21 protein-coding genes are annotated in these 24,159 nt (G+C 63.1%); 9 read left to right on the forward strand and 12 right to left on the reverse strand.

The window, feature by feature from the left end; translation table 11 throughout:
* The first annotated feature begins 26 nt into the window (after positions 1-26).
* The 3 genes from V1479_RS16890 to V1479_RS16900 are packed head-to-tail and all read left to right on the forward strand — an operon-like array spanning position 27 to position 3,924.
* Positions 27-1,247, forward strand: coding sequence for a glycosyltransferase family 4 protein (locus tag V1479_RS16890; protein ID WP_368803972.1), 1,221 nt, complete (start codon positions 27-29; stop codon positions 1,245-1,247).
* Positions 1,248-2,606 carry a glutamate-1-semialdehyde 2,1-aminomutase gene (locus tag V1479_RS16895; RefSeq protein WP_368803973.1) on the forward strand — a complete coding sequence of 453 codons (1,359 nt, stop codon included), beginning with the start codon at positions 1,248-1,250 and terminating at the stop codon, positions 2,604-2,606. It abuts the gene before it with no gap.
* Positions 2,607-2,610: 4 nt separating this feature from the next.
* Entirely contained in the window at positions 2,611-3,924 is a 1,314-nt protein-coding gene (locus V1479_RS16900; protein WP_368803974.1) for a glycoside hydrolase family 140 protein, read from the forward strand.
* Positions 3,925-3,926: 2 nt separating this feature from the next.
* On the opposite strand, the gene V1479_RS16905 is transcribed toward V1479_RS16900, so the two are convergent.
* Positions 3,927-4,649, reverse strand: a complete 723-nt coding sequence (locus tag V1479_RS16905) for a class I SAM-dependent methyltransferase (RefSeq protein ID WP_368803975.1) — start codon at positions 4,647-4,649, stop codon at positions 3,927-3,929.
* 236 nt (positions 4,650-4,885) lie between these two features.
* On the opposite strand from V1479_RS16905, the gene V1479_RS16910 reads away from it, so the two are divergent.
* Together V1479_RS16910 and V1479_RS16915 are read left to right on the forward strand one after the other, a co-directional pair.
* The gene (locus tag V1479_RS16910; protein WP_368803976.1) at positions 4,886-5,953 is read left to right on the forward strand and encodes an NAD-dependent epimerase/dehydratase family protein; all 1,068 of its coding nucleotides are present in this window, start codon (positions 4,886-4,888) and stop codon (positions 5,951-5,953) included.
* Between the two features lie 39 nt (positions 5,954-5,992).
* The gene (locus V1479_RS16915) at positions 5,993-7,285 is read left to right on the forward strand and encodes a DUF4910 domain-containing protein (RefSeq protein ID WP_368803977.1); all 1,293 of its coding nucleotides are present in this window, start codon (positions 5,993-5,995) and stop codon (positions 7,283-7,285) included.
* 7 nt (positions 7,286-7,292) lie between these two features.
* On the opposite strand, the gene rfbC is transcribed toward V1479_RS16915, so the two are convergent.
* Positions 7,293-7,832 (reverse strand): dTDP-4-dehydrorhamnose 3,5-epimerase, encoded by a 540-nt coding sequence (rfbC, locus tag V1479_RS16920; protein WP_173192961.1) that lies wholly within the window; start codon positions 7,830-7,832, stop codon positions 7,293-7,295.
* A gap of 311 nt (positions 7,833-8,143) precedes the next feature.
* Between rfbC and V1479_RS16925 the strand changes: the two genes are divergently transcribed.
* Genes V1479_RS16925 through V1479_RS16940 form a run of 4 tightly spaced genes read left to right on the forward strand, consistent with a single transcriptional unit; the run spans position 8,144 to position 12,449 of the window.
* The gene (locus tag V1479_RS16925) at positions 8,144-9,439 is read left to right on the forward strand and encodes a methyltransferase domain-containing protein (protein ID WP_368803978.1); all 1,296 of its coding nucleotides are present in this window, start codon (positions 8,144-8,146) and stop codon (positions 9,437-9,439) included.
* Entirely contained in the window at positions 9,436-10,251 is an 816-nt protein-coding gene (locus tag V1479_RS16930; RefSeq protein ID WP_173192957.1) for a sugar phosphate nucleotidyltransferase, read from the forward strand. Before V1479_RS16925 ends, V1479_RS16930 begins: the two co-directional genes overlap by 4 nt.
* Positions 10,248-10,904, forward strand: coding sequence for a PIG-L deacetylase family protein (locus tag V1479_RS16935; protein WP_368803979.1), 657 nt, complete (start codon positions 10,248-10,250; stop codon positions 10,902-10,904). Before V1479_RS16930 ends, V1479_RS16935 begins: the two co-directional genes overlap by 4 nt.
* 24 nt (positions 10,905-10,928) lie before the next feature.
* Entirely contained in the window at positions 10,929-12,449 is a 1,521-nt protein-coding gene (locus tag V1479_RS16940; protein WP_368803980.1) for a phosphomannomutase/phosphoglucomutase, read from the forward strand.
* Between the two features lie 15 nt (positions 12,450-12,464).
* Here V1479_RS16940 and modC read toward each other — a convergent pair whose 3' ends face one another.
* From modC to V1479_RS16990, 10 genes are all read right to left on the reverse strand, one after another.
* Positions 12,465-13,559 (reverse strand): molybdenum ABC transporter ATP-binding protein, encoded by a 1,095-nt coding sequence (modC, locus tag V1479_RS16945; protein WP_368803981.1) that lies wholly within the window; start codon positions 13,557-13,559, stop codon positions 12,465-12,467.
* Positions 13,559-14,227: a molybdate ABC transporter permease subunit gene (gene modB, locus V1479_RS16950; RefSeq protein ID WP_368803982.1), complete on the reverse strand. Its 669-nt coding sequence runs from the start codon at positions 14,225-14,227 to the stop codon at positions 13,559-13,561. Before modB ends, modC begins: the two co-directional genes overlap by 1 nt.
* Positions 14,228-14,230: 3 nt before the next feature.
* Entirely contained in the window at positions 14,231-15,022 is a 792-nt protein-coding gene (modA, locus tag V1479_RS16955) for a molybdate ABC transporter substrate-binding protein (protein ID WP_368803983.1), read from the reverse strand.
* Between the two features lie 183 nt (positions 15,023-15,205).
* Positions 15,206-16,213, reverse strand: a complete 1,008-nt coding sequence (locus tag V1479_RS16960) for a proline racemase family protein (protein WP_368803985.1) — start codon at positions 16,211-16,213, stop codon at positions 15,206-15,208.
* Between the two features lie 48 nt (positions 16,214-16,261).
* On the reverse strand, positions 16,262-17,716 hold the full coding sequence (locus tag V1479_RS16965; RefSeq protein WP_368803986.1) for an N-acyl-D-amino-acid deacylase family protein: 1,455 nt from the start codon (positions 17,714-17,716) through the stop codon (positions 16,262-16,264).
* A gap of 11 nt (positions 17,717-17,727) precedes the next feature.
* Positions 17,728-19,383 carry an ABC transporter ATP-binding protein gene (locus tag V1479_RS16970; protein ID WP_368803987.1) on the reverse strand — a complete coding sequence of 552 codons (1,656 nt, stop codon included), beginning with the start codon at positions 19,381-19,383 and terminating at the stop codon, positions 17,728-17,730.
* Positions 19,380-20,288 carry an ABC transporter permease gene (locus tag V1479_RS16975; RefSeq protein ID WP_368803988.1) on the reverse strand — a complete coding sequence of 303 codons (909 nt, stop codon included), beginning with the start codon at positions 20,286-20,288 and terminating at the stop codon, positions 19,380-19,382. The genes V1479_RS16970 and V1479_RS16975 overlap by 4 nt, the downstream gene beginning before the upstream one ends.
* Before the next feature lie 7 nt (positions 20,289-20,295).
* Complete coding sequence (locus tag V1479_RS16980; RefSeq protein ID WP_368803989.1) at positions 20,296-21,237, reverse strand: ABC transporter permease; 942 nt, start codon at positions 21,235-21,237, stop codon at positions 20,296-20,298.
* Between the two features lie 7 nt (positions 21,238-21,244).
* Positions 21,245-22,840 (reverse strand): ABC transporter substrate-binding protein, encoded by a 1,596-nt coding sequence (locus V1479_RS16985; protein ID WP_173193710.1) that lies wholly within the window; start codon positions 22,838-22,840, stop codon positions 21,245-21,247.
* A gap of 66 nt (positions 22,841-22,906) precedes the next feature.
* Positions 22,907-24,157: a D-amino acid dehydrogenase gene (locus V1479_RS16990; RefSeq protein WP_368803990.1), complete on the reverse strand. Its 1,251-nt coding sequence runs from the start codon at positions 24,155-24,157 to the stop codon at positions 22,907-22,909.
* Between the last annotated feature and the right edge of the window lie 2 nt (positions 24,158-24,159).

A 24,159-nucleotide genomic window follows, 5' to 3' on the forward strand; every position in this document is an offset into this window, starting at 1 on the left:
GGCGATGGAAACCCGACGGTGATTTCGTGAAACTCGCATATTTCGTCAAGCCGCATCTGGGCGGTACCTATACGGTCTTTCGGCAACTTCGGAAGGGTCTGCGGGCACACGGCATCGAAGTCGAGTGGATGGGGCTGTCGCATGACGCGCGCGAAGCCACCGCCTGGACCGATACTTCGGAGAACGGCGTGCTGCTTCACACCGAAAGCTGCAGCAGCGAGAAGCAGCAGGCGGAGGCCATGCTGGCCGCCTTGCACGAACGCGGCTTCGACGGTGTCTTCGTCAATGTGCTGGCCGATCGCGTGCAGATGAATCTCGCGCGCTATCTGCCTGCCCACATGCTGCGTATCATGATCGTGCACAACATCACGCCCGGCACATACGCCGCGGCCCGCGCGCTGCGCGACCATGTCCACGCCACTGTCGGCGTGTCGCAGCGCTGCCGGCGCGACCTGGTTGTCCGCCACGGTTTTCCCGTCTCGCGCACTTTCGCGATACCGAATGCGCTGGAGGTCGAGGAAATTGCCGATAGACGACGCCGCCGCGAGCCCGCAGAGCCGCTGGGGGTTCTGTACCTGGGGCGTGTCGAGGACGCGTCTAAAGGCGTCTTCTGGCTTCCCGACATCATGGCCGCTGTCACCGAGCCGGTCACGCTGACGGTGGCCGGCGACGGGCCGGACCTCGAAGCGCTGAAAAAGCGGCTCGAACCCCATGCCGCCATAACCACTTTCCTCGGTGCGGTGTCGCCTGATCAGGTTCCCGAAACGCTTGCTTCTCACGATGTGCTGCTGATGCCCTCGCGCTTCGAAGGCTTCGGTCTGACTTTGCTGGAGGCAATGGCGGCGGGCTGCGTGCCCGTTGTTTCCGACATTGCCGGCGTCACCGATACGATCGCGGAAAACGACGTGTCGGGCATTCGGTTTCCCATTGGCGACTGGCGCGCAGCGGCGCGGAGCATCGACGAGCTTGGGCGTAATCCGGAGCGACTGGCGACGATGTCCGTGGCTGCGCGGCATCGCGTGGCGGACAAGTTCGGGCTCAAGCGCATGGCCGGAAGCTATGCACGTCTCATCGAAGACATGGCGCATCAGCGCCCTGCGATCGCGCTGCCGCTACCGATGGACGAATGGGCAACGCCGCTGGGCCTTCGCGCCGGCCTGCGAACCTACCTGCCCGCGCCGGTCAAGAACTGGCTCAGGGTTGCACGCGAACGCTGGTACCGAAATCCTTCGAGGGATGCTGCCTAGATGATTACCGACTTTACGCGATCCGACGCGTTGCGCAGCCGTGCCGCGGAACTCATTCCCGGCGGTGCCCACACCTATGCCAAGGGAGACGACCAGTACCCCGTGCTGTCGCCCGGTTTCATCGCCCGTGGCGAAGGCTGCCATGTATGGGATGTGGATGGCAACCGCTACATCGAGTACGGCATGGGCAACCGCGCCGTGGGTCTCGGCCACGCCTACGCTCCGGTTGTCGATGCTGCCGCTCGCGCGATGCGCGACGGGGCAAATTTCACGAGGCCGCACCGCCTTGAGGCCGAATGTGCCCAGTCATTTCTGGACACTGTCAAGGGCGCGGAGATGGTCAAGTTCTGCAAGGACGGGTCCGATGCCACCTCCGCGGCGGTGCGGCTGGCCAGAGCCTATACCGGTCGCGACATGGTCGCGTGCTGTGCCGACCATCCGTTCTTCTCCACCGACGACTGGTTCATCGGCACCACGCCGATGAATGCCGGCATTCCCGAGGCCGTCAGGCGGCTCACCGTGACGTTCCGCTACGGCGATGCCTCGAGCGTGGAAGCCCTTTTCGCACTCTATCCCGGCCGGATCGCGGCGGTCATCATGGAGCCCTCGCGCGGGGATGATCCGCCGGCCGGCTATCTGCACGAAGTACAGCGCATCTGCCGCGACAATGGCGCACTGCTGATCCTCGATGAGATGATCACGGGTTTCCGCTGGCATGAGGGCGGCGCCCAGACGCTGTATGGCATCGTTCCGGACCTGTCGTGTTTCGGCAAGGCACTCGGCAATGGCTTCTCCATCTCGGCGCTCGCCGGCCGACGCGAATTCATGCGGCTGGGCGGGCTCGACCATGTCGACCGGCCACGCGTGTTCCTGCTGTCGACCACGCACGGCGCGGAGACGCATGCGCTGGCGGCGGCGATTGCGACGATGCAGGTCTATCGGGACGAACCAGTCATCCAGCATCTCTATCGCCAGGGCAGGCGGCTGCGGGAGGGGGTAACGCTCGCCGCGAGAAGGCGAGGGGTGGAGAGCCACTTCGCAGCCGTCGGTCGCGATTGCTGTCTGGCGTTCAGTACGCTCGATCGGGCGGGTAAGCCCTCGCAGGCCTTCCGGACCTTGTTCCTGCAGGAAATCATCCGCCGTGGCGTGCTCGCCCCGTCCTTCGTGGTGAGCTACACACATGGTGACGCGGAAATAGACGAAACCGTGTCAGCCGTCGATGCCGCTTTGGAGATCTACGCGCGGGCGCTTGAAGATGGCGTCGAACGCCACCTCGTCGGTCGGCCGTCGCAAGTGGTTTTCAGAGCGTTCAACGGTGCTGCTACGGCGGGGCACAAGCAGCTTGCGGCCGTCAGATAACGGAATGCCGGCGACCCTGCGTGCCATTCTCGTATCCGTTTTGCTGCTCGCGACGGCTTCGGCCGCCTGGGCGAGCGCTTTCCCGCTTCGCATCGATGACGCAGGGAGCTACCTCGTCGATTCAGACGACCGCCCGTTCCTCCTGCACGGCGATACCGCTTGGTCGCTCATCGCGGAACTGACCAGGGAGGAGGTTGACGTCTATCTGGCTGACCGTCGATCGCGTGGCTTCAATACACTCGTCGTGTCGCTCATCGAGCACAAATTCGCCAGCAACGCGCCGGCAAATGCCTATGGCAATCTTCCGTTTGCCGAGGGGCGGCCCTTCGAGCCGAACGATGCCTTTTTCGATCATGCGCGATGGGTTTTGTCGCGGGCGCGGGAGGAGGGCTTCGTCGTGCTGCTGACGCCCGCCTATCTTGGCTTCGGTGGCGGCGAAGAAGGTTGGTACGCGCAGATGCAGGCTGCCGGCACGGAGAAACTCGAGGCCTACGGCCGGTATCTGGCCGAGCATTTTCGTGGGCTCGACAACATCATATGGCTACACGGCGGTGACTACGATCCGGCCGACCCGTCGCTTGTCGAGGCGGTGATCGATGGCCTGCGCGCCGGGGGCGATAGCGCTCTGGCTGCCGCGCACGGAGCGCCTGACTCGATCCCTGCGCAGGTGTGGCGGAATGCCGACTGGATGGACATCGAGACGATCTATTCCTATTCCGATGTGCATCGTCAGGTCCTCGAAAGATACCAGATGGAGCTGGGCCGACCTCTGCTGCTGTTGGAGGGGGTATACGAAGGCGAACACGACTCGAGCGAGCAATCGCTGCGTGAAATCGCCTATGGCGCTCTTCTCGGCGGTGCAGCGGGACAGGTGTTTGGCAACAATCCCATATGGCATTTCAGCGGACCCGGTATCTACTCCGTCGAGGAGACGTGGCGCGAGGCGCTCGCGAGCCGCGGCGCGGAAAGCATGACGCATTTGAAAACGCTGTTCGATGGGATCGCGTGGTGGACGCTTGAGCCTGCTTTGGTGGATGGCCCGATCCAAGCAGCGGGAGGCCGGCTGATGACGGCGGTCGCTCCCGACCGAAGCTGGTCGATTTCCTATCTGGTGGCGCCGACTGGCGTCGAGATCGACCCCTCCAAGTTCGGTGCCGAAAGACTGAGTATACGGTGGTACGACCCCTCGGCTGGAGTGATGGGGCAACCGACCGCGGTTTCGGCCGACCAGGGAAAACCTTTAGCAGTAGCGCCACCGGCACCACAAAACCGGGCAGGCTTCGCAGACTGGGTCCTGCTCGTTTCGGCAGGAGAATAGCTCTACGGCGACACTTTTCGCGCGAGCGCCACAAGCGTCCAGCCAAGGCCGAGCCGCTCCTTGAGCCGTTCGAACCTGTCGTCGAAGAGAGCCCGGACCGGATAGTTGATCTTGCGTGAGTTCAGCAGGCGCATGACACCTCGATTGGCTCTCGGCGTCACCGACTTCAGTTCGAGTATCCGGAAGGAACGGGAGAGCAGGGTGGTCAATTCGCGGGCGTCGACCCATCGTCTGATCTGCCCCGGCCCAGGCGGTTCGATCCGGTTGTATCGCTCGAGCACCGGGCGGTTCTGAGTCGGGAGCATCAACAAGCCGTTGGGTTTCAGCAATCTCGCGATGCGCTCGACAAATGCCTGCTGGTCGGCAACGTGAGCCAGAACTTCGAGAGTGACGACAACGTCGAACTGCTCTGGCTCCAGTTCCAGTGTCATGAAGTCCCCCGCGAGGAAACGGACCTGTGGGAACAAAGTTCGGGCGGTTTCGATCTGCGTCGGCGACAGATCGGTTGCCGTGACGTTGCCGAACGCTGCAAGCCGAGGGCAAAGCCACCCCGTGCCACATCCGACTTCGAGCAGCTTCATATTGGTGACGTCGAGCGATGAGAGCCAGTCGCAAACGGTTCTGGCCTGACGCGCCGATATTTCCTCGTATCCCTTGTCGCCCGAAATGGCGGCCCAACTGTCCCAGAACTTCCGTTGCAGGTTGAGCGGCGGCTGCGCTGTCATCGTCATATGTCCAAGAGGAATGTCTCATGACGATACGCACAGGTCGAAGATGCTGTCGAAGTGGCGAAATCATCCTTGGCATGGAAGCCGACCGCCAACGAACGGTCAGTATACCTCCCAACGGGTGATGCCAGGCCACCATCACCCGCCGCATTCATCCTTTCGGCGACCTCGTTGCGTGGCGGGCGAAGAGGCTAGCCTTGCAGCAACCGAAACGCTGAAAACGGACATATGCGATGCGCGTGCTTGTTACCGGCCACAAAGGCTATCTCGGATCCGTGATGGTGCCGCACCTGCTTGAGGCGGGGCACACGGTTACCGGTCTCGATTCCGACCTGTACGAGAGATGCACCTACGACAGAGGCGGCACGCAGGCGGCAGTGCCACATATCCGCAAGGATGTCCGCGACGCCGTACCGGAAGATTTCGAGGGGCAGGATGCGGTCATTCATCTGGCCGCGTTGTCCAACGATCCGCTGAGCAACCTCAATCCCAACGTGACCTACGACATCAATCATCGCGGCAGCGTGCATGTGGCGCGCATGGCCAAGGAAGCGGGTGTGCGCCGCTTCCTGTTTGCGTCGTCCTGCAGCAATTACGGCCAGTCGACTGCAGAGCTGATTGACGAGACTGGTGCGCTGCGCCCGGTGACGCCCTATGGCTGGTCGAAGGTCCTCGCCGAGCGCGACATCACCAAGCTGGCCGATGCCGACTTCTGTCCTGTCTTCTTCCGGCCGGCGACGGCATATGGCATGTCGCCACGCATCCGCTTCGACATCGTGCTCAACAACCTCGTGGCCGGCGCCGTCGCCGACGGCAGCATCTTCCTGAAATCCGACGGCACGCCATGGCGCCCGATCGTTCATGCGCAGGACATTGCCCGCGCATTCGCTGCAGGGCTGACGGCGCCGACGGACAAGGTTCACGGCCAGGCATTCAATGTCGGCACCACCGCCCACAACTACCGCATCAGCGAGATCGCCGAAATTGTCGCGAGCGTAGTTCCAGGTTGCCGGGTGGACTATGCCGAAGGTGCCGGTCCGGATACGCGTTCCTATCGTGTCAGTTTCGAGAAGCTCGCCACGGTCTTGCCGGCGGCGCGGCCGCAATGGGATGCCGAAGCGGGTGCGAAGGAACTCTACGCCGCCTTCTCGCAGTCCGGCGTGTCGCGCGACGATTTCGAGGGGCCGCGCTTCCAGCGCATTGCCCACATAAAACAGCTCATGCGCGATGGTGTCATCGACAGCGAATTGCGTCACACGGAAAAAGCCAGGGTCGGCAAGACACTGTCACTTGTCGATTGATCGCCGCAAGCGATGGAAGTTCGTGTCCTCGATTCGAATATGACCGGCGCCGGCGAGACCGACGTCGGTCAAGCCATGTACGAGCTTGCCAGCAGTCTCTTTCCCATCTGCCGCAGTCTGACCGGGCAGGGGGTGCGAGATACGCTTGATGTTCTGGCGCAGACCGTCGAACTGCAGCGCCGTGCTGTCGCCACCGGTACGCCGCTCTTCGATTGGGTCGTGCCTCCGGAATGGACCATCAGGGATGCGTTCATCAAGGCGCCAGATGGAAAACGCGTCCTCGACTTTTCCGCGTCCAATCTGCACGTCGTCGGCTACAGCATGCCGATCCGCCGCCTGATCGACCTGGCTGAGCTGAAACGCCATGTCTTCACGCTACCCGATCAGCCCGACCTGATCCCTTACCGGACGTCCTATTACGGTCGAACATGGGGCTTCTGCATGAGCCACACCAAGCTCATGTCCCTTCCGGACGCCGTTTATGAGGTCTGTATCGATTCCGAGCTCAAGGACGGACAGCTCGACTATGGCGAATACATTCATCGCGGCCGCACCGAGGATGAGATCCTTCTGACGACGCATATATGCCATCCGTCGCTTGCCAACGACAATTGTTCGGGCTTGGCGCTGCTGGCGATGTTGGCGAACGCAATGCGCGGCCGCGACACGCGCTACACCTACCGCTTTCTGTTCGCGCCCGGCACACTCGGCCCACTGGCCTGGCTGTCGGCGAACGAGGACCGGGTCGGCAGGGTCAAGCACGGCATGGCAGTGTCCTGCGTGGGTGACGGGGGAGGCCCGACCTACAAACGCAGCCGGCGCGACAATGCGGTCATCGATCGCGTCATGACGCATATACTGACCGGGGAGGGCGAGCAGGCGCGATCCGTGCCATTCTCGCCTTATGGATATGATGAGCGCCAGTTCTGTTCACCGGGCTTCGACATGCCGTTCGGCCTCTTCCAGAACAGTGCTTTCGGTACCTTTCCGGAGTACCACACGTCGGCGGACAATCTGGATTTCATCCGTCCCGAGCACCTTGCGCGCTCCTATCGCATCGTCACTGATGCAATCGACATTCTGGAAGAGGATTGGATTCCGATCAGCCTGAACCCGAAGGGCGAGCCGCAACTGGGGCGCCGGGGGCTCTACGCGTCGGTAGGAGGCCCTTCGTCGGGAGGCCATTCCACCATGCCGATGTTGTGGGTGCTGAACCTGGCGGATGGCCGGCACTCGCTGATCGACATGGCCGAGCGCTCGGGTCTGCCATTTTCGCAGATCATCGAAGCAGCGCGCAGGTTGCGCGAGCACGATCTGCTGCGTCCGGGCTAGTTACCCGTCAGGCTTCCGTCATTTCGAGGAGAGGCCATGCGCGGTCCCGGTCCGAAAGGGTCGTCGGCCGGGCAGGCCATTCGATGCCGAGGAAGGGATCGTCGAACCGAAGGCCACACGCCGCATCCGGCACGTAGTAGGTCGACATCAGGTAGTTGACCAGACAATGGTCTGCGAGCGTGATGAAGCCCTGCGCGAAGCCCTTCGGCACATAGAGGAGCCGGCGGTTGACGGCCGAAAGCTCGACCGCAAGCCATTGCCATCTGGTGCTGGATCCGGGACGCATGTCGACGATTACATCGAGCACAGCGCCGTTGATGCACGAAACGAGCTTCGTTTCGGCATGCGGCTCCCGCTGGAAGTGCAAGCCGCGCAGTGTCCCCTTCTTTACCGAGTAGGAGTGGTTGTGCTGCACGAAGCGATGTTCGAGCCCACGGCTCTCAAACGCTTTTGAGCAAAATGTGCGGGTAAAGGTGCCCCGGTCATCCCGGAACGGTTCTGGTTCGACGATCCAGGCCCCATTAAACTGCGTTTCGATGAATTTCATGATCTCGCCCACGCTGTTCTTATGCGGCGATGATCGGGTGTGCGGGCGCGTGATGCAAAACACGCTTTCGGCTGATGTCGGTCGTGTCGGTTCTACGAACGGGGTATCGCGGCATCTCGCATAGCCAAGGGCAGGCCGGGTTCGGCCTCAACCTTAGCCCGCCTACTCCATTGGGGGATGCGTTTGCCCATTCTGCGGTCTCGGCTTCGCGGAGGCCGGCTCGTATCGTTCAATCCAGGCTTGGCGGGGACATGCAACCTGATGTCATCCGCTTTTCCCGAAACCGCAGAGTCGATAGCTGGAGAGACGCGATGAATTATCAGGCGGTGGAGACCACGTATCGAGTTTCGTCGGTTCATCCGGCCGCCAGTTGCAGGCTCTGCGGCTCGCCTTTGTCGGCAACGTTCGTCGATCTCGGCATGTCGCCTCCCTGTGAGGATTTCCGGACGGCGGAGCAGCTCGACGAACCGGAAGTCCATTATCCGCTGCACGTGCAGGTGTGCGACAAGTGCTTCCTTGTTCAGCTTAAGGAGTATGTCAGCCCGGACGCGATCTTCACCGAATACGCCTATTTCTCGTCCTATTCGACGAGCTGGGTCGCGCACGCCAAGGCCTATTGCGAAGCGATCACCGACAGGCTCGGGCTGTGCGGCAACCATCTCGCCGTCGAGCTTGCCAGCAATGACGGCTATCTTCTCCAACACTTTGGCGCGCTGGGTGTACCGGTGCTTGGTATCGAGCCGGCCGCCAATGTCGCGCAGGTCGCAATCGAAAAGGGCATTCCTACCCGCGTCGACTTCTTCGGTGTGCGGCTGGCGCGCCAGTTGATCGAGGAAGGCATTGGTGCAGATCTCATCATCGGCAACAATGTGCTGGCGCAGGTGCCCGACCTCAATGATTTCGTCGCCGGCATCAAGCTGCTGCTGAACCCGGAGGGTGCGGTCACGCTGGAGTTTCCGCACCTCGAACGACTTATCGCCGAAAACCAGTTCGACACGATCTATCACGAGCACTTTTCCTACTTCTCGCTGCTGACCATCCAGGAGATGGCGCGACGCCACCGGTTGAAAGTGTTCGACGTCGAGAAGCTGCCGACCCATGGCGGTTCGCTGCGCGTCTATCTCGCGCATGCCGACTCGGCGCAAGACGTCGGTCCAGCCGTCGGTGAACTTGAGGCGCGGGAGCGCGAACTCGGTTTCGACCGGATGGAAACCTACACCTCGTTTGCGGCCAGCGCCCAGCGAGCCAAGCGGGACATCCTTTCGTTCCTGCTGACAGCACAGAGCGAAGGCAAGGTCGTCTGCGGCTATGGCGCGCCCGGCAAGGGCAACACTTTGCTCAACTATTGCGGCATCGGTCCCGACCTGCTGCGCTTCACGGTCGATCGCAACCCCTACAAGCATGGTCGCTATACGCCCGGCATGCACATCCCGATCCTGCCGGTCGAGGCTATCGAGCAGGCCCGGCCGGACTACATCCTGATCCTGCCGTGGAACCTGCGGCACGAGATCGCTCAGCAGCTCAGCTATGTCGCCGGCTGGGGCGCCAAACTCGTCGTGCCGATCCCCAACGTCCGCATTGCATCGCCTACGGAGTTCGCAAAATGAAAGTCGTTCTTTTCTGCGGCGGTCTCGGGACCCGCATCCGCGAGTACAAGGAAGGTGTGCCCAAGCCGATGATCCCGCTGGGGCAACAGCCGATCCTCCATCACGTCATGCAGTACTATTCAGATTACGGGCACCAGGATTTCGTCCTGTGTCTCGGCTACAAGGCGAACGTCATCAAGGATTTTTTCCTCAACTTGAGGCCGCAGTCCTTTGCCGACTGCGTGGTGTCGGCTGGCGGACGGCAGGTTGAATATCTCGGCGATATCCCCACCGACTGGCGTATCGCGCTGATCGACACCGGCATCTGGCGCAAGATCGGCGAGCGTCTGTGGGCGGTGCGCGAGATGGTCGAAACCGAGGACATGTTCCTCGCCAATTACAGCGACGGACTGTGCGACGTCGACCTCGACGACATGGTCCGGCGTTTCAAGGCCAGCGACAAGCTTGCCTGTTTCCTGGCCGTTCGCCCGCCGCTGACCTATCACCTGGCCGATATTGCGGAAGACGGCCGGGTGGTCGAATTCAGGACTTCCGATCGGTCCGACATCTGGATCAACGGCGGATACTTCCTCTTCCGCCGCGAGATATTCGACTACATGCGCGAGGGCGAGGAACTCGTGCTGGAACCGTTCGAGCGGCTGATCCGGGAGGACAAGCTCATGGCCTACAAGCATGAGGGGTTCTGGCGGTCGATGGATACGCTGCGCGACTGGCAGGCGCTGGAGGAGATGGTCGAGCGCGGCGAGATGCCCTGGAAGCGCCACACGATTGCGCCGGCTGCCTCGAAGAGGCTCGAGCTCGCATTGCCATGAGGTCGCTGGAACTCACACGCGGCAACGAGCCGTTGACCGTTTTGTGCCTCGGCGCGCACTCCGACGACATAGAGATCGGGCTAGGCGGCACACTCATCTCCATGGTGACGGCCGACCGGCCTTTGCGGGTTTTCTGGTGCGTGTGCAGCGCCAACGGCATTCGGGCGGACGAAGCCGAGGCGTCAGCCAATGCGTTTCTTGGTCCCCAGGTCGAGCGCCACACGCATTTCGGCAATTTCGAGGACAGCTATTTCCCGTCGCAGAGCATATCGATCAAGCAGTGGATGACCGAGATCCGCGACACCGTCGTGCCCGACGTGATCTTCACGCATACGCGCGACGACGCTCATCAGGATCATCGCGAGATCAGTCTGCTGACCTGGAACGTGTTTCGCGACCAGTTCATCCTGGAATACGAGATACCGAAATGGGATGGCGACGTCGGGCGTCCCAATGTCTACGTGCCGCTCAGCAGGGACGCGATGGATCGCAAGATCGATCTCCTGTCCTGCCACTTCGCGACCCAACGCTCGAAGGACTGGTTCGACGAGGAAACGTTCCGCGGGCTTGCGCGGTTGCGGGGAATGGAGTGTCGTGCTCCTGAACGCTATGCGGAAGCGTTTCACATTCGCAAGGCAACCGTCGTCTTCTAGCGGATAGCAGTGGGGGAGGGTCTCATGTTCGGCAAGCCCGCAGATCGGCTGGAGCGCAACAGCGTAGCGTTCGAGACCACGCCCCTCGTCAAGCCGTCCGGCTTTCGCGAATACGATGCGCGCTGGTGGTTCGGCTATCCGGGCTCGGATGTCGAGCCGGAGATAAACCTGCCAGGCCTGCAGGCGCTAGGCCTCGGTCTCGGCACCCTCCTGCGCCGCATGGGCAAGCCGCCCGAGATCGTCACCGGGCACGACTTCCGCTCCTACTCACAGTCCGTAAAGCAGGCGCTGACGCTGGGTCTGATCACGGCTGGCATACGCGTGCACGACATCGGGCTGGCGCTGTCGCCGATGGCGTATTTCGCGCAGTTCGCGCTTGGCGTGCCGTCCGTGGCCATGGTGACCGCATCGCACAACGAAAATGGCTGGACCGGCGTCAAGATGGGCGTCGAGCCGCCGTTGACGTTCGGCGTCGACGAGATGTCCGCATTGCGCGACATCGTTCTTTCGGGCGCAGGAGAGCCGGCGCCCGGAGGCGCATACGTGGCCGTATCGGGCATGCGGGAGCGCTACCTTGACGATCTTGCCGGACGGATAACGCCGAAGCGGCGCCTGAAGGTGGTGGCGGCATGCGGCAACGGTACCGCGGGCGCCTTTGCCCCGGAGCTTCTTGAGCGTATCGGCTGCGAGGTCGTTCCCCTCGATGTCGAGCTCGACCACAGCTTCCCGCGCTACAACCCGAATCCCGAAGACATGAGGATGTTGCATGCCATCCGCGACGAGGTGCTGCGCACCGGTGCGGATCTCGGGTTCGGCTTCGACGGCGACGGAGACCGTTGCGGCGTGGTCGACGATACGGGGCGGGAGATATTCGCCGACAAGATCGGCCTGATGATTGCGCGCGACATCGCCGTGCAGCATCCCGGCTCGCGCTTCGTCGTGGATGTGAAGTCCACGGGCCTGTTCAAGGAGGATCCGCTGTTGCGCGAAAACCGCGCCGCGACTGAATACTGGAAGACCGGCCATTCGCATATCAAGCGGCGGATGAGCGAAACAGGCGCCATCGCCGCTTTCGAGAAATCCGGCCACTTCTTCTTCGGGGAGCCGATCGGTCGCGGGTACGACGACGGGCTTATGACCGCGATTGCCGTCTGCCGGATGCTCGACCGCGAGGGCGCGCCAAGCCTTTCTCGCCTCTATGACGAGCTGCCCGTCACCTACGGAACGCCGACCATGTCTGCGCATTGCGACGACGGCGAGAAATACGATGTCGTCAGTGCCGTCAGCCGGCTGGTCGGAGATGCTGCGCGCAACGGCGAGATGATCGGCGGCGGTTCGGTGCGCGAACTGATCACCGTCAACGGCATTCGCATCGTGCTCGACGATGGCACCTGGGGGCTTGTCCGGGCTTCGTCCAACAAGCCGGAGATCGTCGTGGTCGTGGAAAGCCCCGTCTCTGGCGAGCGCAGGCGGGCCATGTTCGACGCTGTCGATATGGTCCTGCGCCGCCATCCCCAGGTCGGACCGTACAATCAGACTTTCTGAAGTCTCTGCCGTCCCCTACAACGCATCGTGCTGCACGTCGTCGCGCGCCACCGCCATCGATTTCAGGATGGCGAAGCAGGGCGCTCCTTCTTCGAGTGAGAGTGCATGGACCGACCGGGCCGTAATGCGCGCCAGCAGCTCGTGGCCGGCAAGGTCGAGCCGCACCACTGCCCCTGGACCGTCGCCCTCGGCCAATCCCTTCACGACAGCAGGCAATACGTTGAGCGCCGAGATTTCCTGCGGGCGCTGGCGTGCAACGATGACTTCGTGCGCATGGATGCGAACCTGAACGCGCGCGCCGGGACCCGCATCCATGCCGGGCAGCCAGATCTGGCCCGCCGGCGTGGAAAGCCGCGTCAGTCCGTCATCCTCATGCGCTTCCACCGATGCCGGCAGCACGGAAACGAGATCGCGCAGGCCCATCGCGCGCAATGCCGCCGGGTCGAACATGATCTCCGCTGTGGTGCCGGTTCGCACAAGGCGGCCATGCTCGATCACGACGATACGGTCGGCGAGTTCGCGGGCCTCTTCCAGGTCGTGCGTCACGAGCACGGTCGGCATTCTGAGATGCGAGCGCAGCGCGCGCAGTTCGCGGTAGAGAATCTGGCGTGTCGCGCGGTCGACGGCCGAAAACGGCTCGTCGAGCAGCAGTGCCGCCGGTTCGCGCGCCAGCGCGCGGGCAAGCGCCACGCGTTGTTGTTGGCCGCCCGACAGCGCGGCTGGCTTGCGATGCTCCAGGCCGGGAAGGTTTACCAGCGACAGCAGTTCCATTGCCTTGTCGACCTTATCCCGACGAGGGACATGACCCATCGCCGCCACAACGTTTGCCAGGGCACTCATGTGCGGAAAGAGCGCATAGGACTGGAAGACGATGCCGACGCGCCTGCGATGTGCGGGAAGATCGACACCGGTTTCCGTGTCCAGCCATGGCTCGCCGCTGACCGAGATGTTTGCGTGCGTGGGCGCCCACAAGCCTGCGATCGAGCGCAGGATCGTGGTCTTGCCGGACCCTGAATGGCCAACAAGCGCCATCAGTTCGCCGGGTGCCACGCGAAAGGAAACATCAAGAGGGATCGGCCCTGCCGCCTTCGCTGACATGTCCAGCGCCATCAGCCGAGCCTCCGCCCGACACGCGCCGAAAGCCAGAAGGTGAGTGAGATGGTGGCGAGCGAAATCGCCAGCAGCACTGCCGACATGATGGCGGCAGACTGATCGTCGAAGGCCTGGACCCGGTCGTAGATGGCGATCGCGATCGTCTTGGTTTCGCCGGGAATGGAGCCGCCGACCATAAGCACGACGCCGAACTCGCCGAGCGTGTGCGCGAAGGTCAGCACCATGGCCGTCAGCAGGCCAGGCCAGGCAAGCGGAAGCTCAACCTTCCAAAGCGAGCAAAGCGGGGAGAGGCCGCAGCACTGTGCCGCCTCCCGCACTTCCGTTGGAATTGCCTCGAAGCCACGCTGGGCCGGCTGGATGGCAAAAGGGAGATTGAGCACGACTGATGCCAGCACCAGCCCCTCGAAAGAAAAGACCAGTTGCCGGCCGACCAGCGATTGCCATATCCCGCCGACCGGGCTGTTCGCCCCGAACGCGACGAGCAGATAGAAGCCGAATACAGTCGGCGGCATCACCAGCGGCAGCATGATCAGAGCTTCCGTGAGGCCTTTGCCGCGAAATCTCCGATAGGCCAGCAATCGCCCCAGCAGGATCGACAGCGGCAACAGGATAAGGACCGTCCAGCCAGCCAGGCGAAGCGACAGCCAAAGCGCTGTCCAGTCCACTGGTTATTGGCCCTTGGGCGGCGCGAAGCCGTAGCGTTCCAGGATTTCGCGTGCAGTCGGTTGGTCCATGTATTCGTAGAATGCCTCCGCTACCGGACCTGCATTCTTGAGCAAGGCCATGCGCTGGCGCAAGGGCTCATGCCATTCCTCCGGAACAAGTTCGAAGGTGCCGCGCTCCCTGTTGCTTGGTGCGAGAGCAAGCGAATACGCAATGATGCCGCCGTCTGTGTTGCCCGATAGCGCAAACTGGGTGGCCTGGCTGACATTCTCGCCGAGCACGATGTGCGGCTGGATGGCATCCCACAAACCTTCGTGGGTCAAGGCTTCGCGCGCGGCAACGCCGAAGGGCGCATGCTCGGGATTGGCGATCGCGAAGCGTCCCAGCGTACCGCCCGCCAGTGCCTCCTTCAGCGAGCCGAGGCTGCCATCCGCAGCCAGCTTGGATCCATTCGGCGTGATCGCAACGATGCGTCCGACGGCATATACCGTCCCCTCGTCACGCGTCAGGCCGTCTGCTGCCAGATCCAGCAGCGTCTTCTCGTCGGCTGCAAGGAAAAGTTCGAATGGAGCGCCCTGACGAATCTGGCGGGCGATATTACCGGTGGACCCCATCGAAAGGCGCACTTTCTTGCCCGTATCGGCTGCAAAGCTTTTCGCGATCTCTTCAATGGCGAACTGGAGGTTTGCCGCTGCCGCGACCACGGGTGCGTCTTCCTGAGCGCTGGCAGTTGTGGAGAACAGGCCAATAGCCAGCAACAGGCTGCAGGCAAGTCGAACACGAAATTCGCGAAACATGAAACCCTCCGTTATTTCTATGAGAATATATCGACATGGTTCCTGCGCGAAAGCAATCGGGGGGCTGATTGAAATTTACGGCCTCAGGTCGTCTGGCCGATTTCCATCGACCAAACGCTTGAGATGACACATGGGCGAACCATGCGTGGGAATGGAGATACGCCTCCGACAATGAAGTCGGCGTCAGGACTCGACGATGAAACCGTGGGCGAAGGGGTCCGCCGGATCGATCACGAACTGATTCATGCCCATCATGAAGGATTTGGTGCCGATGCTCGGCACGACGCAGGGATGGCCGTTTGGCAGCTTCGAGCGTGTGGCCGTGCCGGTGAAGTGTGTACCCAGCAAGCTGTGCTGCACGAAAGGCTCGTCCGGGTCGTGAATGCCCTTGGCGACGCGGAGCGCCAGATGGGCGCTGCTGCCTGTGCCGGACGGCGTGCGGCCCATGCGGCCGGGCCGATAGACGTTTGCTGCCAGATAGCTACTGCCGCGATCGGCCTCCCGCCGTTGCACGAAAGTGAACAGATCGACCGGTACCGGCTTGCCGGTGGCGGGGTCTGCCAGAGCGGTCGTTTCGCCGATCGCTTCCCACAGCGCCTGTGCCGTATTGACGATCTCCCGCTCGGCCTTCTGGGAAAGCTCGATGCCGGCCGATGCGGCGTCGATGAAGCCGTAGAACAGCCCGCCGAATGCCGTCTCGATGCCGATGGTGCGGCCGTCGGGCAGCGCGACCTCGAAGTCGCCGACATGGTAGGATGGCACGTTGCGGAAACGAACTTCGCGAACAATGCCGTCCTTGACGTCGGCTTCGATCTCGAGCGGCCCCAGGACCGTATCGAGCGAAAACCGTGTTGCCGGCTCGGTTGCGGGAACCATGCCCGATTCGATCAAGGCTGCGGCGGTGGCGAACGTGCTGTCGCCACACCCGTCGAACATGCCCGATGGATGCAGGAAGATAACGCCGTAGGCGGCTTCATCGCTGACCGGATCGGTGAGCACGGCGCCCAGCATGTTGCGATGGCCGCGCGGCTCGCGCAGCATCGATTCATGCAGCCAGGACATGTTTCGAATGTAGTAGTCCGCCTTATCGCGCATGGTCGTGCCGCGAATGGCGGGATAGCCGGAGAGAATCGTTCGCGACGCCTGACCATGATGGTGGTCGACGCAGGTAACGATATTTCGTGCAAACATTGGAAAAGTCCCTCCCATTCCCCTGCGAACCGTGCGCAGCCGCGAAGCCTAATCTGCTTCGCGTCTCAGCACCCGGCCCGGTCGTGCGCCGGTCGATTTGCCTTCGCGCCAGACGATATTGCCGTTGACCAGCACCGTGTCGATGCCCGCCGATAAGGCGATGGGCTTTTCGAAGGTGGCGCGGTCGATCACCGTCTCCGGATCGAACAGCGTCACATCGGCGAAGGCACCCTCGCGCAGCACGCCACGATCCTTGAGACCAAATTCCATAGCGGTCAGCCCGGTCATCTTGTGCACCGCCGTTTCGAGCGGGAACAGGCCGAGGTCGCGGCTGTAGTGGCCGAGCACGCGGGGGAAGGTGCCCCACAGACGCGGGTGCGGCTGCTCGTCATGCGGCAGGCCGTCGGAACCGATCATCGTCGGATCGAATTTGAGGATGCGCTTCACGTCCTCCTCGTTCATCCGGAAATAGACCGCGCCCGCCGGCAGGAGGCGCTCGACTGCCGTGTCGAGGTCGCAGTCCATCTCGGTCATGATGTCGGAGAGTTCCTTGCCGGCGTGCTGCGGCATGGCCTTCGACCACGTGACGATCGTCTTGGGAGAGCTCTTGGCATGATCGGCGGTCAGGATCGTCGACGATGCCGCATAGGGATAGCAGTCGAGGCAGACATGCTGGTGTGCCATATGCGCCTCGATGTGCTTCAGCGTCTCGACCGAGCGGCCGTGGTTCTTCTCGCCTGCGAGCTTGTGGTGCGAGATGAGAAGCTGCACGCCGACTTCGCGGGTAATGCGGAACGACTCGTCCAGCGAGTCCATCGAATGGTCGCCCTCGTCGCGCATGTGTGTGCAATAGAGCCCGCGATACTTTGCCATCGGCCTGCAGACTTCGATGACCTCTTCGGTGGTCGCGGCCTTGGCAGGCGGATAGGCAAGGCCGGTCGAGACGCCGATCGCGCCGGCTTCCATCGCCTCGACGACGTGTTCCTGCATGGCGGCGATTTCGGCAGCGGTCGCCGTACGGCTCAGGTCGTCCATCGTGATGGCGCGTAGCGTCGTGTGACCGACCAGCATCGCGCAATTGGTAGCTGCCGGCTGCTGCCGCAGCGCGTCCAGATAGTCGCCGAAGGTGCGGTAGCGATACCAGTCGCCGCTGTCGTCGAGCAGGTCCAGCGGCGGCGTGACCGGGCGATTGACCGGGCGTGGCATCGGCGCGAGCGAGATGCCGCAATTGCCGCCCACGACCGTCGTCACGCCCTGGCTGACCTTTGCGGTCATATCCCCGGCCGACAGCAGGATGCGGTCGTCATGCGTATGGGCGTCGATGAAGCCGGGCGCTGCCACCCGGCCATTGGCGTCGATCTCGCGCTCGCCCCTGGGATCGCGAAGGTCGCCCATCCGCGTGATGCGGTCGCCGACGATGCCGATGTCTCCGGCGAAGCGCTCGGCGCCGGTGCCGTCGATGATCGTCGCGTTGCGGATGAGGATGTCGAAGGTCTGCTGCATGGCGTTGTCTCTCAAAGAGGGCGGAAATGCTGGAAATCCCAATGGCGGCCGGGGGCGGCGTCGAGCAGGGCGCGCGTGTAGGCCTCACGGGGGGCAGTCAGGACATCGGCTGCGGCACCGAACTCGACCATGCGCCCGTTCTGCATCACCATGATCGTATCGCAGATCTGCGCGGCAACCCGCAGGTCATGGGTGATGAACAGCACGCCGACGCCGGTCTTCTCGCGAATATCGTCGAGCAGCGCCAGAACCTGCGCCTGCACGGATACGTCGAGTGCCGAGACGGCCTCATCCGCGACCAGCACGTCCGGCTCGAGCGCGAGAGCACGCGCTATGCACAGGCGCTGGCGCTGGCCGCCCGAGAACTGGTGCGGGAAGCGTTGCAGCACGTCCGGCGACAGGCCCACCAGCGTCATCAGTTCGCGTGCCCTGGCAAGGGCTGCATCGCGGCTGACGCCGAAATTGGTCAGACCCTCGGTGATGGAATCGCCCACCGTCAATCGCGGGTTCAGTGACCGGTACGGGTCCTGGAAAACCATCTGGACGCGCTTGCGCATCGCCTGCAGCGGCTGGCCGCGCAACGCTGCGATGTTTTCGCCGCAGATGACGACTTCGCCGCTGGTCGGGTCTTGCAGACGTACGACGCAGCGGGCGAGCGTCGACTTTCCAGAACCTGATTCACCAACGACACCGAGGATTTCGCCGCGACGCAGGGTCAGGTTGATGTCGACCGCCGCAGCCACGTCGCGGCGCCGTTTCAGGAAGCCCTTTTCCGAATAGGTCTTGCCGAGTTCCTTGACCGACAGCACGATCTCGTTGCGGTTTTCGGCGCGCGTATCAGGCACAAGGCTCGGCACTGACGACACCAGCATGCGGGTGTAGTCCTCCGCCGGTTCTGCCAGAATCTGGTCGCGCGGACCCATCTCGACAACCTCGCCACGGTTCATCACCACCACGCGATCGGCGATGTCGGCCACCACGCCGAAATCGTGGGTGATGAACAAAACGGCCGTGTTGTGCTTTTCCTGCAATTCGCGGATCAGCAGTAGGATTTGCCGCTGGGTGGTGACGTCCAACGCCGTCGTCGGCTCGTCGGCGATCAGCAGCTTGGGTTCCAGGATCAGGGCAATGCAGATCACAACTCTCTGCCGCTGGCCGCCGGAAAGCTGGTGCGGATAGGAATTGTAGATGCGTTCGGGGTCCGGCAGGTGCACGGATTCCAGCATCGCCATGACCCGCTGCCGGCGCTCGCGCTTGCCGAGCTCCTTGCGATGAATGCGCAGGACCTCGTCGATCTGATCGCCGACCGTCTCGACGGGGTTCAGCGCCGTCATCGGCTCCTGGAACACCATCGCCATCGTCGTGGCGCGCAGGTCGCGCAGGCGTTCAGCACTGGCCTCGAGCACATTCTCGCCCTGCAGAAGTATGCTTCCGCTCGTGCAACGGAGCGCCTCGCTCGATAGCAGGCCCATGATCGAAAAGGCGGTCACGGACTTGCCCGATCCCGACTCGCCGACGACGCAGACGGTCTCGCCCGGGTTCACGGTGAGGCTCACGTCGCGCACGACCCTGGTCTGACCCGCACCCACAAGGCTGACGTCGAGGTTACGAACGTCGAGGACCGGCTGACCTTTTGCGTTGCCGCCGTCTTTTTTCTGGTTGGTCATGTGCGTTTCGCCATTTTCGGATCGAGCACGTCGCGCAACACGTCGCCCAGGATATTGACGCTCAACAACGTGAGCGCCAGCACGATGCCGGGGTAGAGCACGAGGCCGGGATAGAGCTGGAAGTACATGCGCCCATCGGCCATCATGTTGCCCCATGACGGGATTTCCGTAGGAAGGCCGGCACCGAGGAAGCTGAGCGTCGCCTCCGTCAGGATGGCCGAGGCAAAGATGAAGGTGCCCTGGACGATCAGCGGCGCGATCGTGTTTGGCACCATATGGCGCGTCAGGATGCGCAGCGTCGGCGTGCCGAGCGACACGGCCGCCTCCACATAGGCCTCCGACCGGACGTTGAGGATGATGCTGCGCACCAGCCTGACGACGCGCGGTATCTCGGGCACTGTAATGGCGACCAGCACGGTCACCAGCGATGCGCCGGTCAGCGAGACGAGCGCGATGGCCAGCAATATGCTTGGGATCGCCATGACACCGTCCATCACGCGCATGATGATGGCGTCGAGCACCTTGAGATAGCCTGCCACCACGCCGATGACGAGCCCGGCTGCGATGCTGGCCGCAGCCGCGCCAAGGCCCACGATGAGCGAGATGCGCGCGCCGTAGAGCAGGCGCGAATAGAGGTCTCGGCCATAGGCGTCGCTCCCCAGCCAGTAGGCTTCGGAGATGGGACTGAAGCGCCCACCTGGATTGATGGCTATCGGGTCGACGGTGCCGAGCACGGGCGCGAAAGCCGCCAGCACCACGACCGTGACGAGCACGACAAGGGCCACAAGGACCGGGATGCTCTTCAGCGAAAGCAGGAGCTGGTTGAAGGTCGAGTTCTTCCGGTCGATGCCGGCGCCTACCGGCGGCAGTTCTGCGACGGCCGGATTCTGGATGGTCTTCATCATCGCGGCCTCAGTAACGGATCCGCGGATCAAACACGGTGTAGAGAATGTCGACCGTGAGGTTGATCAGCACGTAGGTGAACGAGAACAGGAGAATGAGCCCCTGGATGACGGGGTAGTCCCGGGCAAGCACGGCTTCCACCACGAGCCGTCCCAGGCCCGGCAGGTTGAAAACGGATTCCGTGACGACGACGCCGGTTATCAGAGACGCTACGCCGATGCCGATGACGGTGACGATCGGCACGGCGGCGTTGCGCAGCGCATGACGCAGCAGGACCGTGCTTTCGCGCGCGCCCTTGGCGCGGGCGGTGCGTATGTAGTCTTCGCCCATCACGTCGATCACGCTGCTTCGCGTGATACGGGCAACCAGCGCGACATAGATGCCGCTGAGCGCGACGGTGGGCAGCACGAGGCGATGCAGGAACGGGCCTATGCCCTTTTCGAGCGGGCTGTAGCCCTGCACCGGGAACCAGCCCAGCTTGAGCGACAGCAGGTAGATCAGGAGATAGCCGATGACGAAGGTCGGGATTGAAAATCCCATCACCGAAAAGGTCATGACGGTGCGGTCGAGCAGCTTGCCCGGGCGCCGCGCCGCCACAACGCCCATCGGTACGGCGACGATGATCGTCAGTACGATGGTGGCGAGCGCGAGCGAGATGGTCGGGGCAACGCGCGAACCGATCATGCTGACGACCGGAGTGCCCGAAATAAGGGACACTCCAAGATCGCCCTGAAGCAACTGCTTCAGCCACACGAAGAGCTGGGTCAGGATCGGCTGATCCAGTCCCATCGTCCGGCGAATCTGCTCGAGCTGCGCGCCCGAAGCATCATCGCCGGCAAGGATCGCGGCCGGGTCGCCAGGCGTCAGCCGAAGCATGGCGAAGACCACGATCGCGACCATCGTCATCACCGGTATCGTCGCCAGTACCCGCTTGATGACATAAGGGAACATCGTTTCCTCACTCAGCCGTTTTCTGGACGTTCCAGAACAGGGTGACCGGAGCCTTCGGGAAGCCCGTCCATTCGGTGCTGTAGGCGGCCGGGATGCGGAACTGGCCCAGCGGGCCCACGACGCCTTCGTCGATCGCGAGCTTCTGGATCTTCACCGCGATCTCCTTCTGCTCCTCCGGCGTTGCTGCGCGCGCATAGTCGAGCCTCAGCGCCTCGATTTCCGGCACGTCGGGCCAACCGGCCCATGAAGAGCGTCCGGCCGTCGACAGGGTGGTGTTGCCGAACGGATCGCCGCTGGTCGCCAGGATGCTGTAGGTCGAGAAGATGTTCCAGCCGCCTTCAGAAGGCGCGTTCTGGTTGCCCTGCTGGGTCACGACCGTCTGCCAGTCCATCGTCTTCATCTCGACGGTGAATCCGGCCTTGCGCAGCGCGTCGCCGAGCACGATCGGCTGGGCGGCCAGCATGGCGATGTCGGTCGGCTGGAGAAGCACGACGGGCGTGCCATCGTAACCGGCTTCCTTCAGCAGGGACTGCGCGCGCTCGATGTCGGAATTGACGACCCACTCGGCGCCATACTCATCGCCGTTCGGGTTGCCGCAGCCCATGACGGCGCCGCAGGTCTGGTAGAAATCCGGATTGCCGACCAGCAGCTTGAGCACGTCTTCCTGCCCGACGGCCGCCATCGCCGCCTGCCGCACAAGCTTGTTGTCGAAGGGCGGGTACAGGTGGTTCATGCGGAAGTAGGTCCAGGCACCGAGCTCGTCCATGACCTCGGCCTTGATGCCGTCGGCGGCTTCCACCAACGGCAGCAGGTCGAACGGCACTTCCTGGATGAAGTCGACCTCGCCGTTCTGCAGCGCGTTGATGGCGGTCATCTGGTCGGGCATCGTCACCCATTCCACGCGATCGACATTGACCACCTTGCCGCCAGCGGTCCAGCTCGACGGCTCGTCGCGGGGCACGTAATCCTCGTTCTTCTCGTAGACGACGGAGATACCTGGCTGGAATTCGGCCTCGACGAACTTGAACGGACCCGAGCCTACGAATTCCGTGATCGGTTCGGAGGAGGGCGTCTCGGCGATGCGCTTCGGCATGATGAAGGCCGGCCGCGAGCTCAGCTTGGAGAGGCCGGAGAGGACCAGCGTCGTCGGCTGGCTGAGCTTGATCTCGAACGACTTGTCGTCGACGGCGTCGATGCCTTCTACCATGGTCATGAGCGCCTGGCCGGTGGTGTCCACCTCGGCCCAGCGCTTCAGCGAGACGACGGCGTCCTCGGCGGTGACCGGTTCGCCGTCATGCCACTTGAGGCCGTCGCGCAGCGTGAATGTGTAGAGCTTGCCGTCTTCGGAGACGGTCCAGCTCGCCATCTGCGGCTGCACCTTGAAGTCGGAGTCCACGCCAAGCAGGGTGTCGTAGATCATGTAGCCATGGTTGCGCGTCAGGAAGGCGGTGCTGAGCACCGGGTCCATGACCCGAAGGCCGGACTGCATCACGGCCCGCAGGGTTTCAGCCTGCGCCACCGAATGGCCTGCCATCGGCACCATCACCGCTGCCGCGCATAGCAGCGCGCGGGCATGCCTGAAAAATCGTCCATATGTCTGCATCATGATATTCCCCTTCTCGTTGATCGCCGGGACGTTCCTGCCCCTTTGGCGGATTGATGCTCTCTGCTAGTGAAGCGCGAATTTGCCCTCCCTGATGGCTGTGGGACGGCGCGCAATCCTGTCCCGCAGCAGGCCGGCGCTTCCCGCCGCCAGCGTGAATCCCAGGCTTCCGTGCCCGGCATTGATCCAGAGGTTCGTGTAGGGCGTGGCCCCGATCAGCGGTGTGCTGTCCGGACGCGCCGGCCTCAGGCCAGCCCAAGGCTCGGGTTCCGCCGCCGGTGCGAGCTGCGGCAGGAAATCGTGGACCTGTGTTTTCAGCAACTCGATGCGGCGGCTGCGGATGCCCGCGTCCCCGTCGCCGATGTCCACCATTCCGGCGACGCGAAGCCGGTCGCCGAGCCGCGCATAGACAACCTTGGTCCTGATATCGCTGACGCTCAGCCGGGGCGCCTGGCTTTCGGGCGTCAACTGGTAGGTGAGGCTGTAGCCCTTGAGCGGATAGATCAGCGGGTTGAAACCTGCTTGCGTGGAAAGCCGCTGTGCCCCAAGCCCGTTGGCGATCACGTATCCGTCTGCCTGCAGAGAGCCGGCGCTCGTATCGAGCGCGGCCACGCGACCGCCCTCCAGTTTCAGACCGCGTACCTCGGTGTCGAAATGGAAGTCCACGCCGGACGCGGGATGCGCGAGCTTGCGGTGAAGCTGGGCGCAGAGCTTCAGGCAGTCGCCTGCATCCTCCTCCGGCAAGAAGATGCCACCGACGATGCCGCGTCCGCTTTGCGCCAAAGTCGGCTCCATATCGAGGCAGGCCTGCGTGGTCAGCACGCTGTGCTCGCCACCGGAGCCATCCTGAAACGCCATCTGTGCACGGGCTTTCGCGTACGTCGCATCGTCCTCGTAGACGAGCAGCTTGCCGGACGGTGAAAAGTCGAAGTCGAAGCCCTCATCCGCCACCATCTTGCGCAGCAACTCGCGGCTGGAGATGCCGAGTTCCAGCAGCTCCATCGTGACGCGGCGGGCCGTGGCGCGCTGGCACGCGCGCAGGAAGGACAGCCCCCAGCGCCATTGCTGCGGGTCGGCGCGGAGACGGAAATGCAGTGGAGCGTCCCTGTCGGTGAGCCAGGAAGGCAGTTTCGGCAGCACGCCCGGATCGGCCAGCGGCGCGACGAAGCTGTAACTCAACTGCGCGCCGTTGGCCTTGCTCGTTTCGATGCCGGGTTCGCTCTGCCGGTCGATAACCGTTACGGCATAGCCTTCGCGGCGCAGGAAATACGCCGTGGTCATGCCGATAATGCCCGCTCCTATGACGGCGATGCGCATAA

Source organism: Neoaquamicrobium sediminum, assembly GCF_040970315.1.
Lineage (GTDB): Bacteria > Pseudomonadota > Alphaproteobacteria > Rhizobiales > Rhizobiaceae > Aerobium > Aerobium sediminum.

What these genes read in the sequence shown, in the direction of transcription:
- modA (WP_368803983.1), bottom strand. Translation starts at nt 15,022, where the DNA reads ATGTTTCGCGAATTTCGTGTTCGACTTGCCTGCAGCCTGTTGCTGGCT.
- V1479_RS16905 (WP_368803975.1), bottom strand. Translation starts at nt 4,649, where the DNA reads ATGACAGCGCAGCCGCCGCTCAACCTGCAACGGAAGTTCTGGGACAGT.
- V1479_RS16910 (WP_368803976.1), top strand. Translation starts at nt 4,886, where the DNA reads ATGCGCGTGCTTGTTACCGGCCACAAAGGCTATCTCGGATCCGTGATG.
- V1479_RS16915 (WP_368803977.1), top strand. Translation starts at nt 5,993, where the DNA reads ATGACCGGCGCCGGCGAGACCGACGTCGGTCAAGCCATGTACGAGCTT.
- V1479_RS16895 (WP_368803973.1), top strand. Translation starts at nt 1,248, where the DNA reads ATGATTACCGACTTTACGCGATCCGACGCGTTGCGCAGCCGTGCCGCG.
- V1479_RS16960 (WP_368803985.1), bottom strand. Translation starts at nt 16,213, where the DNA reads ATGTTTGCACGAAATATCGTTACCTGCGTCGACCACCATCATGGTCAG.
- V1479_RS16935 (WP_368803979.1), top strand. Translation starts at nt 10,248, where the DNA reads ATGAGGTCGCTGGAACTCACACGCGGCAACGAGCCGTTGACCGTTTTG.
- V1479_RS16975 (WP_368803988.1), bottom strand. Translation starts at nt 20,288, where the DNA reads ATGATGAAGACCATCCAGAATCCGGCCGTCGCAGAACTGCCGCCGGTA.
- V1479_RS16930 (WP_173192957.1), top strand. Translation starts at nt 9,436, where the DNA reads ATGAAAGTCGTTCTTTTCTGCGGCGGTCTCGGGACCCGCATCCGCGAG.
- V1479_RS16970 (WP_368803987.1), bottom strand. Translation starts at nt 19,383, where the DNA reads ATGACCAACCAGAAAAAAGACGGCGGCAACGCAAAAGGTCAGCCGGTC.
- V1479_RS16940 (WP_368803980.1), top strand. Translation starts at nt 10,929, where the DNA reads ATGTTCGGCAAGCCCGCAGATCGGCTGGAGCGCAACAGCGTAGCGTTC.
- V1479_RS16900 (WP_368803974.1), top strand. Translation starts at nt 2,611, where the DNA reads ATGCCGGCGACCCTGCGTGCCATTCTCGTATCCGTTTTGCTGCTCGCG.
- V1479_RS16980 (WP_368803989.1), bottom strand. Translation starts at nt 21,237, where the DNA reads ATGTTCCCTTATGTCATCAAGCGGGTACTGGCGACGATACCGGTGATG.
- V1479_RS16985 (WP_173193710.1), bottom strand. Translation starts at nt 22,840, where the DNA reads ATGCAGACATATGGACGATTTTTCAGGCATGCCCGCGCGCTGCTATGC.
- V1479_RS16990 (WP_368803990.1), bottom strand. Translation starts at nt 24,157, where the DNA reads ATGCGCATCGCCGTCATAGGAGCGGGCATTATCGGCATGACCACGGCG.
- V1479_RS16965 (WP_368803986.1), bottom strand. Translation starts at nt 17,716, where the DNA reads ATGCAGCAGACCTTCGACATCCTCATCCGCAACGCGACGATCATCGAC.
- rfbC (WP_173192961.1), bottom strand. Translation starts at nt 7,832, where the DNA reads ATGAAATTCATCGAAACGCAGTTTAATGGGGCCTGGATCGTCGAACCA.
- V1479_RS16925 (WP_368803978.1), top strand. Translation starts at nt 8,144, where the DNA reads ATGAATTATCAGGCGGTGGAGACCACGTATCGAGTTTCGTCGGTTCAT.
- modC (WP_368803981.1), bottom strand. Translation starts at nt 13,559, where the DNA reads ATGGCGCTGGACATGTCAGCGAAGGCGGCAGGGCCGATCCCTCTTGAT.